We start from the raw sequence: 15,159 nt of genomic DNA on the forward strand, positions 1-15,159 counted from the left end.
TATAGGACGACAAGTCGCCTGCCGCTTACATTCGGATAACAGTGTTTTAAAAATTCATTCACATATTTTAGGGGATTTTGGATTTTAAGAGTTGTAAAAAGTCGAAATGCGTGCTAGTATAATATGGAGTTTCGGTTTAAAACAGATCTGATAGTTATGCTTACAACATAATATTTATTATGTTGTATCCCCTCAAACCACCAGCCGCAGCCGTTCCAGCTGCCTCCGGTGTTCCTCTCCAGTGGAAATCATATAGATTCTTGTTGTATTGATACTGCTGTGCCCCAACACATCTGCGAGCTTCGCAATATCCTTATCAATTTCGTAAAAGCTTCTGGCAAACAGGTGACGGAGATTATGCGGAAATATTTTATCGGCCAGAACCCCGGCTTCTTTCGCCAGACCTTTCATTTTGCGCCAGATATTGCTTCTGTCCATGGTATTGCCGGCCTTCGTGATAAACACCTCCCCTTTTTCGATTCCATTTTTCTGTATGTAAAGAAGCAGTTTTTTTCTCAGATTTCCCGGTATCATGATCCTTCTGTTTTTCCCTTTGCAGCACACCTCTGCGTATCCCAGCCTGACAGCCTTTACCGTCACGAAACTCAGCTCGCTCACTCGAATTCCCGTACAGCAGATCGTCTGCAGGATCATCTCCAGCCTGATATTGCCGGTCCTTCTCGCTGCTTTTACCAGGCGGACATACTCCTGTCTCGTCAGTTCTTTTTCCTCCAGGCAAAAGGCCTGCTGCTGTATTTTTAGCTGCTTAACAAGAAATTCCGGATGATCCAGCCAGCGAAAGAAACTGTTTAAGGAAGCAAGCATGGTGTTCACACTTCTTGCGCTGTATTTTTTTTGCAGGGACTCCTTGTAGCTGATGATCCGCTCTTTGGTCACCGGATTTTTCCCTATATAGCTTAAAAAGCATCCGATGTCATGAATATACTTTTTAATCGTTATTTTACTTTTCTCTTCCATAATTAAATATTTTTTAAACTCTTCAACTTCTGTTCTTTTAATCTTAAGTCCATTCATTCCTTCTACCTCTTTCCCCATTCGTATTGTTGCATACTCATACATTTCCCTTTGCCGCAATTAAGTTTAGCACACCCCCATAGCTTCATGCATAAAAAATGCCCCATCAGCCGTATAGGAACAGGCCGATGAGGTATCGTAAAACCATCTATATCACCAAAAAGCACCTTGATGATACGAAAAAACCGCAGGAACCAATCACATTCCTGCGGCGAACTTTTTCTATATACATCAGGAGAACAACGGCGTAGAGAAATACCGGTCTCCCGTATCTGGAAGCAGAACAACGATTCTCTTCCCTTCATTTTCCGGTCTTCCGGCCAGTTCCTTTGCAGCCCATACCGCTGCCGAGGATGAAATACCAACCAGAATTCCTTCATTCTGAGCGATCTCACGACCGGTCACATAGGCATCTTCGTCCTTCACACGAATGATCTCATCATAAATATCCTGGTTCAGGATCGTTGGAATGAATCCGGCGCCAATGCCCTGAAGTCCGTGAGGACCAGGATTTCCGCCGGAAAGAATGGGAGATCCCTCCGGTTCTACCGCTACGATTTTCACGTCAGGATTCTGGCTCTTTAAATATTCGCCGGTTCCGGTAATCGTTCCGCCGGTTCCGACTCCTGCTACGAAAATATCCACAGTGCCATCGGTATCCCTCCAGATCTCCGGACCGGTCGTCTCCTTATGAGCCTTCACGTTCGCCGGATTATCAAACTGCCCCATGATCACGGATCCGGGTATCTCGTCTCTCAGCTCTTCTGCCTTCGCGATCGCTCCCTTCATCCCCTTCTTGCCATCGGTCAGTACAATCTCCGCACCGTAGGCCTTCAGTAAATTCCGGCGCTCTACGCTCATGGTTTCCGGCATGGTGAGAACTGCACGGTAGCCCTTCATCGCCGCGATGCTGGCAATGCCAATGCCGGTATTACCGGAAGTCGGTTCGATAATGGTTGCGCCCGGTTTCAAGGTTCCCGCCGCTTCCGCATCAAGAATCATAAACAGCGCCGCACGGTCCTTCACGCTGCCTGCCGGATTTAAATACTCCAGCTTTGCGATGACGGATGCCTTCAGCTGATGCTTCTTCTCGTAATTAGTCAGCTCTACCAGCGGGGTGCTGCCAATCAGTTCCATTGCACTCTTTCTGATCTTTTCCATAATCATCCTCTTTTCTAATTCATAGTATTCTTATATGAATTCTTTTTACTGATTTTAGTCTTGTTACTGCCATTTGTCAACTGTTTTTTTGTGATTATGGAAAATATTTCTATAAATCGTATAAGCGGCTGTATTTTTCCTTCAGATACTGAATGTAATATTTCGGATTGAAATCTTCTCCTGTCGTATCCTTCAGAATCTCTCTGCTGGTCTTCAGCTTGCCAAAACGATGGACGTTTTCCCGTAAATATTCACGGATTACTCCGATCTCCCCTCTCTCCAGAAGGCCCTCAAAGTCCATCTCTTTCTTCATATGGTAATACAGCTGTGCCCCAAACGCACTGCCCAGCGCATAGGATGGGAAATAGCCAAAGGAGCCCTGAGACCAGTGAATATCCTGCAGTACGCCTTCGGAGGCATTTTCAGGACGGATTCCTAAGTACTCCTCGTATTTGTCCGCCCAGATCTCCGGAAGCTTCTTTAAATCCAGATCTTCTTCGATGATCATCTTCTCGATCTCATACCGGATCAGAACGTGAAGGCTGTATGTCAGCTCATCCGCCTCCGTACGAATCAGGCCCGGTTCTGCCTTATTGATGGCTTCCACAAACTGTTCCCTGCTGACTCCCTTTAACTGCTCCGGGAAAATGGACTGGAGCTTCTCATAAAGCGGCACCCAGAAGGCGGCATTGCGGCCGATAATATTTTCGAAGAATCTGGACTGGGATTCATGCATTCCCATGGAAGCGCCCTGGCCCACCAGTGTCTGTGTCAGGTCGTCGCCGATACCGAGTTCATAGATTCCGTGGCCCGCCTCGTGGATCACGGAGAACAGGGAACTGTCCACATGGTCGTTGTAATGTGTCGTAATTCTTACGTCATGATTGTGCAAATTCGTCGTAAATGGATGAGCACTGACTGCCAGCACACCCTTATTAAAATCAAAGCCTACGTACTCTGCCAGAAATTCCGCCAGCTCTCTCTGCTTCTCTTCCGGATAATCTCCTGTCAGGAAGGCGTTTTCAATCTTCTTTCCACGTTCCCTGATCTCACGGATCAGGGGAACAATGGCCTCTTTCAGCTCATCAAAGAACTTATCAAGCAGTTCCATGTTAAAGTCCTTCTCGTATAAATCCAGCATGGAATCGTAAAGCTTTACGCCATCCTTTGCGCGGTAGGAGGCAAATTTCTTCTGGTAGTCCACTACCTTTTTCAGAGTGGGAACAAATTTGTCAAAATCATTCTCCTTCTTCGCCTTAGACCACACTCTCGTAGCCTCTGATACCAGCTGTGCGTTATCGCGGTACTCCTCCGCCGGGATGCAGACAAGCTGTTCCCTCGTCTCCTTCGCCTCTTTCACAATGGCTTTCTCCACGTCTGTGAGGCCCTCTTCCTTCTCACACGCTTCGATGGCTTCCTTCATCTCGTCGCCTGCCACCATGTTGTAATACTCTTCAGATAAAGCTCCGATCACTCTGGCCGTATGGGCTCCGGCTTCCTCGGGTGCCAGCGTTTCATTATCCCACTCAAACAAAATCAGAGCGGTCTGTAACGCCATTGTCTTTTCCAGTACTTTTTCCAGTCTTTCATATGCTTTGCTCATGATGCCTTATCTCCTTGCTTCTTTATTCATATTCTGTCAAACATGTATTCAGTATACCTCTTCTGCCATATCCTGTAAAGTATGGAAATCCGGCCCACAAGGCATACTGTAAACGGTAAGAGACAGTCTTACCAAACAGTATATACGAAAACTCAGAAATTACTACTATCCGTCTGCCTATGTCTCCGCCTGCAAACGCAAAAAACGAAAAATGCAGGAAACCGGCATCTCCGGCATTCCTGCATCCATTTTTTCGTGTGATCCGTGTATATCCACGATTCCATGCATCAAAAATACTTCTTATTCCCCCATAAGTTGCTCTTTTTTAAATCCAGATATTCATTATAGGCTTTTTCCAAAATCTGCTTCTCGTTGGAAAATTTCAGTAAATGATACGCTTCGTGGAACTTATAATACCCGGAATCGATAAAATACTCTTCCCGTTGTGGTTTGCTGTAATAGCTGTCCGCCATCATCAGATACCAGTGAACATCCTTCTCCACCATATCCTGCGGCGTGTTAAAGGAGTACTGACTCTTTCCGATATACTTAATAATCGACGCACTGACTCCCGTCTCTTCCTTCACTTCACGAAGGGCCGTCTCCTTATATTCTTCTCCCGCTTCTACAGTTCCTTTTGGCAAAACCCAACCTTCATATTTGTTCTTATAATTCTTATATAAAACCAGAATTTTACCTCGAAAAATAACCACACCGCCACAGCTCGTTGCCTCTATCATTGCAATTCCTCCAGACTGAAACCTTGCATCCCTGTCCGGGATTCCGGTTTTGGTGTGTCTCACAGACTGGGTATAGTATACCTCTTTTTAAGCCTATATGCAAGAGTGTTCTTGTCATGGCATGTGAAACGGGACTTGTCATCTCGAAAAGTAGGTATCAAACAGCGATCTGGCTATTGGCGCGGCCGTTTTTCCCCCGGAACCGCCTTCCTCCACGATCACGCTTACCACCAGTTTCGGATGCTCCGCCGGGGCAAATCCGATAAACCATGCGTGAGTCTCCTTGTCCTTGTCAAATTCCGCCGATCCTGTCTTCCCCGCCACCGTATAGGCATCCGTACGCACCGCGGAACCGGTTCCTTCCGTTACAACGGCCCGCATAAGCTCTGTTAAACTGGACGACTCCTCCGCGGTCATCAGATTGCCGTATGACTGGGGCATAAATTTTTTAATGACATCACCGCCCACATTTTCCACGTGGTCGATGAGGTACGGCTTCATCAGAGTGCCGCTGTTTGCGATGGCTGCCGCGATCATGCCGCCATGTATGGGTGTCATCTGGGTCTGTCCCTGTCCGATGGAGGTCTGAAGAATCTGCCACGTATCGCCGTCCGGCGTCAGCGTATAGGCGCTCTGACTGTATGGAATGGCGATGGGAAGAGGCGTATCGAACAGAAGCTGATCCGCCGTGGTCTTAAGCCTTCCTAAATCCAGCGTCAGGGCGAGATTCGCAAAAGCGCCGTTGCAGGAATTTGCAAAGGCCCTGACAAAGTCCTGACTGCCATGCGCCGTCTCATGGTAACATTTTATCGTATAATCCTCATAGTGAAAAAAACCGCTGCAGTCGAACCGGTAATCCCTGAAATTCTCCGGATTCTCCCTTATATACTCTAATGCCGTCACAATCTTGAACGTCGAGCCCGGCGGATAGAGCCCCTGAGTGGCACGGTTTAACAGCTGTCCCTCGCTGTTGTCGCCTGCCACGAGAGCGTCCCAGTCCGCAGCCAGCGTATTGGGATTGTAGTCCGGTTTTGAGACCATGGCGAGTATCTTCCCGGTGTCCGGTTCCATAGCGACCACCGCCCCTTTCCGGCTGCCCAGAGCGTCATACGCCGCCTTCTGGAGGTCTACGTCGAGAGTCGTGATCACATTGTCCCCGAGATTTTTAACGGACGACAGCTCATTGATCACCTGCTCGGCCAGGTTCACGTGGCTGGTCAGCAGATAAAAGTTACCCAGTGCCTCCAGGCCGGTCTTTCCCCTGGCAGAATACCCAACCACATGGGAGAACATGGAATCATAGGGATAATACCTAGTCTCGCCGCCGTTCTCGTCCACATTTGTCTGAGCCAGAACTCTTCCGTCACTGCTTAAGATTTCTCCCCTTACCACCCGGTCCGAAAAGCTGTCGAGTCGGGCGTTGTAGGAATTGTTGATCACATTTTCACTTTTTATCTGAAGAAAAAAGGCAAAATACAGGACCAGTCCTGCGAAAAGAGCCGCCACCGCATAGGTAATCATCAGAATATGGCGGTTTGCCTTGGGATTCGGGTCAGCCTTTTTCATATTGTTTCTCTTCCTCTTCATTCTGTTTTAAAATATACAGCCCCTGCATGACTCCGAACAGAATAAACGTGCTGAACACAGAGCTTCCGCCGTAACTCATCAGGGGAAGGGTCACTCCGGTAGAAGGAATAAACTTCGTCACGCCTCCCACGGTTAAAAATACCTGGACGATATAGACCGTTCCCAGACCAAAGGCAATCAGTTTGTAAAACACCGCTTTCATGCGGCTGGCAATCATCATAAACTGCAGAAAGCACCCAAAGCAGATGAACAGAACGCACAGGGCAAAGATTCCTCCCAGTTCCTCCGAAACGGCGGAAAATACAAAGTCCTTTTCCACCACCGGTATCTTCCCAGGCATTCCCTGACAGAGTCCCATGCCAAACCATCCGCCCGTTCCGATGGCGAAAAGGGACTGGGTAATCTGATATCCCTTATTTTCAATATCCGACCATGGGTTTCTCCAGGCTAGCACCCTCGCCCTGACATGATCGAAAAGCTGATAGGCCAACACCGAAGCCGCGGTCCCCGCACCTGCTCCGCCCAGAAGATACACCCATTTCCCCGTAGCCACAAACAGCATCAGCACGTAGGTTACGAAGAAAATCAATGCGCTTCCCAAATCCTTGGAAGCCACCAGAATCAGTACATGGAGGGCGGCCACCAGCGTAGTCATACATACTGTCTTAAACTTCGTGGAACGGTAAAACATAGTCGCCACGAAGAAGACGAAGCTGATTTTTACGAATTCAGACGGCTGGAAGGTAAAGCCTCCGATTCCGATGGAAAGCTGAGCTCCATAGCTGCTAATTCCGGTAATCAGCACGACGCCGAGCAGAATCAGTCCCAGGATCCCATAGACCCACGGAATCTTCGACAGCTGCCATACCCGGTCCATAATAAACGGTATAATCCAGGTAATGACCGCGGCCGCCAGCACGATCACAAACTGTTTCAGCGCCCGGTCAAAGGACAGCCGCGTCAAAATGATAAAGCCCACGCTGAGCAGCATACACATATTGTTGACCAAAAGACGTGAAACATTGTGGTAGAACAGGCGGTAAACGTAAATGTAGCACAGAAAAAATACCACCTGCGCCACATAAAACGCGAGGATGCGCTCATCTCCCGTTTTCAGCCACAGTATCCCGTATGCCAGAAAATGAATCAGAAACATGCACCGGTTCTGACGTCCGCATATCTTCTTTTGTTTTCCTTCATCCCGGAAAGAAAAATACCGGAAATTCAACCAGGTATACACCGCAATCAGCAGTATCATCAAATACCTGGAAACATCGACAATCAGATTCACCATAGGCTCCTACTCCACACCGCGTTTAAAATGTCCTCTTGTAAAGTCTCCAAAGGGCTGTTCCACCCGTTTCCCCGACAGCAGGCTGTCTGTAAAGCACCGGATCACCGCCGCCGTCTCCTGCGGTGTCTCAACGGTAAACTGAAGTCTTACCGCCGCCGGGGCCAGCGCCTTTATCTGTTTCTCCATTCCCAGGAGGGATACCGGCGCTGCATTATAAATCGAGTTATAGCAGAATGCACAGTGATTCTTCACAGGGAATTCCTTGCCCATACGGTCTTTCAGCATAAGAAGCCCCGGCTTTTTATCACACTTCTCCGTTCCCTGGTGAATACACTGCGCCGTCACCATCATGGGCAGACGGCCATATGCAATCAACTCACCAGGTTTGGAGAGCCGGGAAAGCTCTCTCTCGTTTAATTCTACCGGCCAGGTCAGCTCTGCGGCACCCATCTTCATAAGAAAGGATTCCGCTCTGTCGTTCATTCCATACATCCCATAGTCGAAAACCCAGGGGATTTCCGGGCCATGTTCCTTCAAATATCCGATCTCCTCCATGGAACGGATCAGCACTCCGTCAAATCCGGCTTCGCAAAAAGCCTTCTGACTGCGTTCGAAATACCGTTCCGCCTCGGTCCGGAAGATATGGGGCATCGTCAGCATACACTCTTTTCCCGCGTCGTGACAGGCCGAGACCGTCGTTTTCCAAAGCTCCGGCCCGAACTCAGCCGCATCCACATAGACTCGCTTCACATGAGGATTATCGAGACCTGCACTGAGACAGTCCGGGCGCTCGAGGGAAACGAAAATACGCGCCAAACCATTTTCTCTGCGGTTGGCAGTCTCCAACGTACCGCGATTCTTTTCGTCCGCCGTTTCCACCGTCTGCGGCACTGTTTCCACCATCTGCGGCACTGTTTCCACCGCTTGCGGCGCCTCGCGGCGGTACTGCTTAAGCACTGCGTCTTCCAGTGCTTCCAGCCCTCTTCTTCGCAGATCATTCAAAGACTGCACCGGAAGAAAGACTTCCCCGGCAAGCTCAACGGTAAGAGTTTCAAAGTAAAATGGAGTATTCCCGGTCTTTTCCAGCTGCTTTCTGATCCTGGCTTCATCCATGGGCTGTTTTAAAGCCTCCAGAACGGGATCACCGGACACGGACACGCGGCAGTCTCCGCAGGAAAGCTCCAGCAATGCAGGCTTTCCCGTCTCCAGGACAACCGTTCCCCGGATCGGCTCCTGCAGCTGCTTTTCCACAAAATTCTTATCCAGATAATCGAACAGCTCCTGGTTGCCTTCGCGGAAGGATGGTTTTTCCTTCCATACCACCATATCTTTCCCATTATGGCGGCGGTAGTATCCGTCCGTCTGGCCCCCGCGGTCAAACAGCTCCAGAAGGCGCTTTCTGTCCTTTTCATCCACCCGGTAACCGGCCCGTCCCCGTTCCAGATAAAGGTCCGTGTAGCGCCGGTAGATTTCCACCACTCCGGCCGTATAGCGCGGACTCTTCATCCGGCCTTCAATCTTCATGGAGTAGATTCCCGCTTCTATCATATCGGGAATGAGATCCAGGGTGCATAAATCCTTTAAACTCAGCACATACCGGCTGTCCTTCCCATTCAGAGTCTTCCCATCCCGTTTCACGTCATAAGGCAGGCGGCAGGTCTGCGCGCACCTCCCCCGGTTGCCGCTCCGTCCGCCGATCAGGCTGCTGAACAGACACTGACCTGAATAGCAGTAGCAAAGCGCCCCATGGACAAAGCTTTCGATCTCCACGTCCACCTCCCGGTGAATTCCCGCAATCTCCTCCAGAGACAATTCCCTGGCAGTCACCACACGCTCCGCGCCCAGTTCCTTCAGGAGGCGTGCTCCATACACTCCAGTTATGGTCATCTGCGTACTGGCGTGGACCGGCAATTCCGGGAAACGTTCTCTGATCAGCGCAAACGCCCCCATATCCTGAACGATAACCGCATCGACTCCCCGCATATAATAAGGCTCCAGAAACGCATATAAATCTACCAGCTCCGTTTCCTCATGAGCGTGTTCACGGTCATGTACAGTCTGCATCCATAGAGATGGGCATAATCAATCGCCTCTAAAAGACGGTCTTCTTCCGGATTATCCGCGTAAGCGCGGGCTCCAAACCTGCTGCCGCCGATATAGACTGCGTCGGCCCCTGCCGCCACTGCTGCCTTCATACTTTCCAATGACCCCGCCGGAGCGAGAATCTCTACTCTTTTCTGTTTCACGTAATCCTCCCTTATAAGCTTTTTCTAATAATAAGGGGATGTCTCCCTGCTCATGAGACATCCCCCGATTTTATTCCTTATTCTCACTGCCTGTCCGGACTGTGCCGCCGGTCTGACCTGCGTTCTTCTTACTCTCCGAAGCATTCCCGGCAGATGCAGCCTGTCTGGAGGTTCTGCCTGCTGCCAGCTCCTTATTCGCGGCCTCCAGCTTCATCTGGGTCGTCACCAGCTCATGCTTCAGGCTGTAGACTTCCTTTTCCATCTCATGCTTTTGCCGCTCCAGCTGCGCGATCTGCTCTCTCGCTTTGAAGTAATCGTCCGCCATATTCAGTTCTACCATGGCGGTCTGGTACTCTGCACTCTGCTTCGTAAAACCTTCCTGCCTCTTAAGCGTTGTGATCATCTCATTGATATAGCTGGCCACACGCTGCATGTAGCCCTCATCCTCGGTGCCTCCCAGAGTATATATTCTTCCATCTATTAAAACCTCGGTATAGTGCTTGGTATCCATGTCATGCTCTCCTGTTATCTTTTGCTGTATCGCTTTCTTATCATAATATACCATATTTTACACGGATGTCAAAGTGTTTTCCTGCACTGAGTTTTTACATTTCTTCCTGTTCGCAGCTATTCCAGAGCAAGTCCCAGATGGTGATACGCCCGTTCCGTCGCCACACGGCCGCGGGGCGTTCGGTTGATAAACCCGTTCATCAGCAGATAGGGCTCATACACGTCCTCCAAAGTCCCTGCATCCTCGCCGAGAGAAGCCGCCAGCGTCTCAAGCCCCACCGGTCCTCCCGAAAATTTCTCTATCATTGTGATTAAGATGGCTCTGTCATTGTTATCCAGTCCAAATTTATCCACATCCAGAATATCCAGTGCGAAATCTGCCACCTCTTTCGTGATCACGCCGTTGTACTTCACCTGGGCAAAATCACGAACCCGCTTTAACAGACGGTTCGCCAACCGCGGCGTACCTCTGGAGCGCTTGGCGATCTCCGCGGCGCCTTCCGGCTCAATCTCCACCTCTAATACCTTAGCCGAGTGGCAGACGATAATCTCCAGCTCCTTCGGCGTATAAAATTCCATCTTCTGTACCACGCCGAACCGGTCCCGCAGCGGGGCTGTTAAGAGTCCCGCCCTGGTGGTTGCACCGACCAGCGTAAACCTGGGTAAATCCAGGCGGATCGAACGCGCTGCGGAATCCTTGCCCAGCATGATGTCGATTGCGTAATCCTCCATGGCCGGATACAGGACTTCCTCCACCTGACGGTTAAGGCGGTGTATCTCATCCACAAACAGGACATCGCCTTCCTGAAGGTTATTCAATATGGCCGCCATCTCCCCCGGCTTCTCAATCGCGGGGCCGCTGGTCACTTTCATGTTTACGCCCATCTCATTGGCAATGATCCCGGATAAGGTTGTCTTCCCCAGTCCCGGCGGTCCGTAAAACAGCACATGGTCAAGGGATTCTCCCCTGGCCTTCGCTGCGTCGATATACACCTTTAAGTTGGCCTTCAGCTTCTCCTGGCCAATATAATCGTTCAGACTCTGCGGACGGAGGTTGGGCTCGATCCGCTTATCTTCTTCCGTAACTTCTGTCGTTATGATTCTTCGTTCCATCTTCTCATCTACCTGCTGTTTTTATAGGAATGCCAGATGCTTCAGCGATGCCTTCAGGACATCCTCGGAGGTCATGTCGTCACTCACTTCCACCTTGCCTACCGCGCGGTTCGCCTCGGTCTGGGAATATCCCAGCGCAACCAGCGCTTCGATCGCCTCTTTGGCCACACCTCCGGCTGATATCCGGGGCCTTCCGCTGCCGCAAACTGTGCAGGCAGAACCTCCGCCATATCAATCTTGTCCTTCAAATCCAGAATCACCCGCTGGGCCGTCTTCACTCCGATCCCCGGCGCCCTGGAAATTGCCTTCGCGTCGCCGGAAATAATAGCGACCCTCAAATCATCAGGCGTCATGGCCGACAGGACGCCCAGCGCCCCCTTCGGGCCAATCCCGCTGACGCTGATCAGCTGCTTAAACATCCGTAAGTCCTGCCGGTTTAAGAAACCATAAAGGCACATCCCGTCTTCCCTCACCTGAAAATATGTATACAAAATCGTCTCCATACCAATGCCCGGCAAGCGGTCCAGTACGGATAACGGTACATGGATTTCCAGACCGATGTATCCCGCTTCAATGATCACGGTGTCTTCAAAGATATCGACCAGAGGTCCCTTTACATAAGAAATCACGCGCTCAGTCTCCTTTTTCTCTTCTCTGCTTTGCCTTTTATCATATCATACCGTGTATTCATATGCAAGCAGTTAATCGAACAAATATTCTGTTTTCCCGTCCGGAGGTTGCCCTTCACAGCCTGGGAGGAATCCATTTTTCCGGTAAATACACACTTAAAAAGACCGGTTTAAGTCTTTCCTGAATTTTCTCCTTATGATATAATGACTCCATAAAAACGGATTTCAGGAGACATCACGATGATTACCATACACGAAACACCGCTTTTCCCTGAGACATACCCCTTGGACCGTCTCGGGAAGCGGGAAGACCTTTTATTTTTTGATATAGAAACGACCGGATTTTCCGGAGAATATTCCAACCTGTATTTAGTCGGATGCGTCTATTACGAGGGCGGCCGGTGGAACCTGGTTCAGTGGTTTGCCGACACCGTGTCTGCCGAGAAAGAGGTGCTTACTACCTTCTTTGAATTTCTGAAACGATTCCCTATCGTCGTGCATTTTAACGGGGACGGCTTCGATATTCCTTATCTTTTAAAGCGCTGCCGCGCCTACGACCTGCCTTACGATTTTTCCGGAGTGACGAGTCTGGATATCTATAAAAAAATCCGCCCTTACCGGAACCTGCTTGGCCTGGAGAGCATGAAACAGAAAGCCATCGAACAGTTTCTCGGCGTCGAGCGGGAAGATATCTACTCCGGCGGCCAGCTGATTGAAGTATATAAGGATTATTTATTTTCGCACGAACAGGTGCTTTTGGACATGCTTCTCTTACATAATGCCGACGATCTCCGGGGGATGCCTGGTATCCTGCCTATACTCAATTATCCGGACTATCTGGAGCACGGCTTCACGCTGGTAGATCAGGAGCTTCTGACACGGAACGATCTCTTCGGCCGGGAATATCACTCCCTCAAACTGATTTACCAAAGCGACTATACCGTGCCGGTTCCATTTTCCCGTTCCTCCTCCGTGGCCGATCTCGAAGCGAAGGGCGGACAGCTCACGGCCTCTGTCGATCTGTATGAGGGAGAGCTTAAGTATTTTTATCCTGATTACAAAAATTATTACTACCTGATCTATGAGGACCGGGCGATCCATAAGAGCGTCGCAGAATACGTGGACAGGGAAGCCCGCATCAAGGCAACGGCAAAGACCTGCTATACACGCCGTGCCGGCTGCTATCTGCCCCAGTTTGCTCCCATCTTTGAGCCGGTTCTTCAAAAGGAGTATAAGGACCGTATCACATACTTTCCATATGATGACAGGCAGTTTGCGGAACAGGAACGTAACGGCGGTTACGTCCGCCATTTACTGGATTACCTGTGCAGTAAATAGAGGAGAGGCAGAGCGCAAACGAGAGAGCGTTCGCTCAAACGCCCCCCTGCATCTTTCTGAATGCACGCGGAGATACGCCTTTCGCCTTTCTGAACGCGTCTCCAAAATAGTTTCCGTCTCCAAATCCGCACCGGTCTGCAATCTCTATGACAGAGCAATCGGAATTGAGAAGAAGTCTAGACGCCTCCCGTATTCTGATATTGGTCAGATATTCTTTATACCCAAAACCTGTGACCGCCTTAAACTTCCGGGAGAAATAGGCGGGACTCATGTGGCTTAATTCCGCCATCTCCTCCAGGGTAATGGGATTCTGATAATGATCGTAGATATATTTGGCAGCTTCCTCGATGGTCTCTTCTCCCAGTTCCAGCCGGCCATGATCCGTCTCCGCCTCCTGACAGCGGGACAGTGACACCAGAAGTTCATAAAAACACCCTCTTTTCATGAGCGGTGAAAATCCATCCTGTCCTGTCTCCTCATATTCGATCCGGCTGATCAGCTCTTCCACTCTGCTCCGGTTTCCACTTGGAACGGTAACCTTGGAGTTGCGGAAAATATATTCCACATTCTCTTCCCCGCACAGTTCCTTCATACTGTCGAGATATTCCCCGTCAAAGCTGATGGTAACCCTTTCATTAACCGGACTCGAATGGTATGTGGTCCGGTGTATCTCCCCCGGCTTTAAGAAGATAATATCCCCCGGTTCGACGTAATACAGCGTATGGTTGATAAATATCTTGCAGTGTCCCGAATAGAGATAATAAAACTCGTAATGCGTATGCCAGTGGCTTTCCGCCATGTGAAACTCATAAGACCGCTTTGTGCGGCTGATGTTGCATTTCATAGCTTTCCCCCAATCAATAATCACCATTTTTCAGCAGGGCCTTCATATAGGCGAAGGTCCGCTCTTCTCCATGTTCCTTCAGCATCAGAAGGAGTTCTTCCAGCAGCCTGGCCGTCTCCGGCGCTATGACCATATACTTCTTCGCATGGCTGTAATACTCCCAGGGGGATGCATCCGTGTAGTCCTTCCCCTTATATGTTTTGGACGCCGCGATCCGGTCCATCATCATCTCGATGACGTACTTAAGCGGCATCTTATGGCCGGCCAGACCCTTCGACATATCTGTCGTAAAGTCGATCCAGTATTCGTAATGATGCTTATTCCTCCCCTTGTGGTGAAGCCACGCCTTCGAAAAGCCCTTCTCCTCCCTTTCTGCAGCGTTGGGACTCCTCGTCCCCTGATAATAAATCACCCCTGGAATAAACTCTTCCGGACCGTATTTCGACAGATCATGAAGGAGTCCCTGTTTATAAAGCCCTACCCGGAAACAATTCTTCATGACTCTGAATTTATGCACCGTTATCGTATGAAAATGTCCCCAAAGATTATGTAACGTCATGGCCGCCTCCATCTGTTCTTAAAAGCGCAGAATACGCTTCAAATCGTTCCCATTTTACCACACTTTTCCTACTCTATGCCACTATAATTTCTTTCTTCTTTTATTTTTTAGATTTCTTATTTTTTTAAGCTGAAAATGTTTGACACCTTTCCCAAACTATGCTATTCTTAGGGAAGTTGCAGAGATGCTGCAGCTCAATATACTATAATTTTTTTATTCATTTTGGAGGTATCACAATGAAAGGTACAGTTAAGTGGTTTAACAACCAAAAAGGTTACGGATTTATTTCCGACGAGCAGGGTAACGACGTATTCGTACACTACTCAGGTCTGAACATGGATGGCTTCAAGTCTTTAGACGAAGGCGCCAGCGTAGAATTCGACGTAGTCGATGGTGCTAAGGGACCTCAGGCAGTAAACGTTACCAAATTTTAATCATTGACTTAGCGATGTACCTTTTTCAAGATGTGACCGCCACTGCGAATTTCCCATGCGTGGATT

Annotated in this window: 12 protein-coding genes and 2 pseudogenes; 2 read left to right on the plus strand and 12 right to left on the minus strand. The window is 49.4% G+C overall.

Annotated features, from left to right (window positions below; genetic code table 11):
* Positions 1 to 192: 192 nt before the first annotated feature.
* The 10 genes and pseudogenes from ACLTD4_RS12325 to ruvA all read right to left on the minus strand — a co-directional run bounded on the left by ACLTD4_RS12325 (position 193) and on the right by ruvA (position 11,918).
* Complete coding sequence (locus ACLTD4_RS12325; RefSeq protein WP_002603767.1) at positions 193 to 1,035, minus strand: tyrosine-type recombinase/integrase; 843 nt, start codon at positions 1,033 to 1,035, stop codon at positions 193 to 195.
* A 231-nt stretch (positions 1,036 to 1,266) separates the two neighbouring features.
* Complete coding sequence (cysK, locus tag ACLTD4_RS12330; RefSeq protein WP_117620536.1) at positions 1,267 to 2,196, minus strand: cysteine synthase A; 930 nt, start codon at positions 2,194 to 2,196, stop codon at positions 1,267 to 1,269.
* A 109-nt stretch (positions 2,197 to 2,305) separates the two neighbouring features.
* On the minus strand, positions 2,306 to 3,799 hold the full coding sequence (locus ACLTD4_RS12335) for a carboxypeptidase M32 (RefSeq protein ID WP_055652978.1): 1,494 nt from the start codon (positions 3,797 to 3,799) through the stop codon (positions 2,306 to 2,308).
* Between the two features lie 287 nt (positions 3,800 to 4,086).
* The gene (locus ACLTD4_RS12340; RefSeq protein ID WP_002603763.1) at positions 4,087 to 4,539 is read right to left on the minus strand and encodes an NUDIX hydrolase; all 453 of its coding nucleotides are present in this window, start codon (positions 4,537 to 4,539) and stop codon (positions 4,087 to 4,089) included.
* A gap of 138 nt (positions 4,540 to 4,677) precedes the next feature.
* Positions 4,678 to 6,105: a peptidoglycan D,D-transpeptidase FtsI family protein gene (locus ACLTD4_RS12345; protein ID WP_412331335.1), complete on the minus strand. Its 1,428-nt coding sequence runs from the start codon at positions 6,103 to 6,105 to the stop codon at positions 4,678 to 4,680.
* Positions 6,092 to 7,420, minus strand: coding sequence for an FtsW/RodA/SpoVE family cell cycle protein (locus tag ACLTD4_RS12350; protein WP_117620534.1), 1,329 nt, complete (start codon positions 7,418 to 7,420; stop codon positions 6,092 to 6,094). The genes ACLTD4_RS12345 and ACLTD4_RS12350 overlap by 14 nt, the downstream gene beginning before the upstream one ends.
* A gap of 6 nt (positions 7,421 to 7,426) precedes the next feature.
* Positions 7,427 to 9,666: pseudogene (locus ACLTD4_RS12355) on the minus strand (DUF3656 domain-containing U32 family peptidase).
* A gap of 70 nt (positions 9,667 to 9,736) precedes the next feature.
* Positions 9,737 to 10,177, minus strand: coding sequence for a cell division protein ZapA (locus ACLTD4_RS12360; protein WP_055652982.1), 441 nt, complete (start codon positions 10,175 to 10,177; stop codon positions 9,737 to 9,739).
* A gap of 116 nt (positions 10,178 to 10,293) precedes the next feature.
* Entirely contained in the window at positions 10,294 to 11,289 is a 996-nt protein-coding gene (gene ruvB, locus ACLTD4_RS12365; RefSeq protein WP_055652983.1) for a Holliday junction branch migration DNA helicase RuvB, read from the minus strand.
* A gap of 21 nt (positions 11,290 to 11,310) precedes the next feature.
* Positions 11,311 to 11,918: pseudogene (gene ruvA, locus ACLTD4_RS12370) on the minus strand (Holliday junction branch migration protein RuvA).
* Positions 11,919 to 12,158: 240 nt separating this feature from the next.
* On the opposite strand from ruvA, the gene ACLTD4_RS12375 reads away from it, so the two are divergent.
* Entirely contained in the window at positions 12,159 to 13,256 is a 1,098-nt protein-coding gene (locus tag ACLTD4_RS12375) for a ribonuclease H-like domain-containing protein (protein ID WP_117620531.1), read from the plus strand.
* A gap of 34 nt (positions 13,257 to 13,290) precedes the next feature.
* Here the strand turns inward: ACLTD4_RS12375 and ACLTD4_RS12380 are convergent, their stop codons facing one another.
* Together ACLTD4_RS12380 and ACLTD4_RS12385 are read right to left on the minus strand one after the other, a co-directional pair.
* Positions 13,291 to 14,100 (minus strand): helix-turn-helix transcriptional regulator, encoded by an 810-nt coding sequence (locus ACLTD4_RS12380; protein WP_243008202.1) that lies wholly within the window; start codon positions 14,098 to 14,100, stop codon positions 13,291 to 13,293.
* A gap of 13 nt (positions 14,101 to 14,113) precedes the next feature.
* Positions 14,114 to 14,659 (minus strand): DUF5662 family protein, encoded by a 546-nt coding sequence (locus ACLTD4_RS12385; RefSeq protein WP_117620529.1) that lies wholly within the window; start codon positions 14,657 to 14,659, stop codon positions 14,114 to 14,116.
* Positions 14,660 to 14,895: 236 nt separating this feature from the next.
* On the opposite strand from ACLTD4_RS12385, the gene ACLTD4_RS12390 reads away from it, so the two are divergent.
* Positions 14,896 to 15,093 carry a cold shock domain-containing protein gene (locus ACLTD4_RS12390; RefSeq protein ID WP_002603753.1) on the plus strand — a complete coding sequence of 66 codons (198 nt, stop codon included), beginning with the start codon at positions 14,896 to 14,898 and terminating at the stop codon, positions 15,091 to 15,093.
* Positions 15,094 to 15,159: the final 66 nt, after the last annotated feature.

It is taken from the genome of Hungatella sp. (assembly GCF_046966825.1).

What these genes read in the sequence shown, in the direction of transcription:
- ACLTD4_RS12325 (WP_002603767.1), bottom strand. Translation starts at nt 1,035, where the DNA reads ATGAATGGACTTAAGATTAAAAGAACAGAAGTTGAAGAGTTTAAAAAA.
- cysK (WP_117620536.1), bottom strand. Translation starts at nt 2,196, where the DNA reads ATGGAAAAGATCAGAAAGAGTGCAATGGAACTGATTGGCAGCACCCCG.
- ACLTD4_RS12335 (WP_055652978.1), bottom strand. Translation starts at nt 3,799, where the DNA reads ATGAGCAAAGCATATGAAAGACTGGAAAAAGTACTGGAAAAGACAATG.
- ACLTD4_RS12340 (WP_002603763.1), bottom strand. Translation starts at nt 4,539, where the DNA reads ATGATAGAGGCAACGAGCTGTGGCGGTGTGGTTATTTTTCGAGGTAAA.
- ACLTD4_RS12345 (WP_412331335.1), bottom strand. Translation starts at nt 6,105, where the DNA reads ATGAAAAAGGCTGACCCGAATCCCAAGGCAAACCGCCATATTCTGATG.
- ACLTD4_RS12350 (WP_117620534.1), bottom strand. Translation starts at nt 7,420, where the DNA reads ATGGTGAATCTGATTGTCGATGTTTCCAGGTATTTGATGATACTGCTG.
- ACLTD4_RS12360 (WP_055652982.1), bottom strand. Translation starts at nt 10,177, where the DNA reads ATGGATACCAAGCACTATACCGAGGTTTTAATAGATGGAAGAATATAT.
- ruvB (WP_055652983.1), bottom strand. Translation starts at nt 11,289, where the DNA reads ATGGAACGAAGAATCATAACGACAGAAGTTACGGAAGAAGATAAGCGG.
- ACLTD4_RS12375 (WP_117620531.1), top strand. Translation starts at nt 12,159, where the DNA reads ATGATTACCATACACGAAACACCGCTTTTCCCTGAGACATACCCCTTG.
- ACLTD4_RS12380 (WP_243008202.1), bottom strand. Translation starts at nt 14,100, where the DNA reads ATGAAATGCAACATCAGCCGCACAAAGCGGTCTTATGAGTTTCACATG.
- ACLTD4_RS12385 (WP_117620529.1), bottom strand. Translation starts at nt 14,659, where the DNA reads ATGACGTTACATAATCTTTGGGGACATTTTCATACGATAACGGTGCAT.
- ACLTD4_RS12390 (WP_002603753.1), top strand. Translation starts at nt 14,896, where the DNA reads ATGAAAGGTACAGTTAAGTGGTTTAACAACCAAAAAGGTTACGGATTT.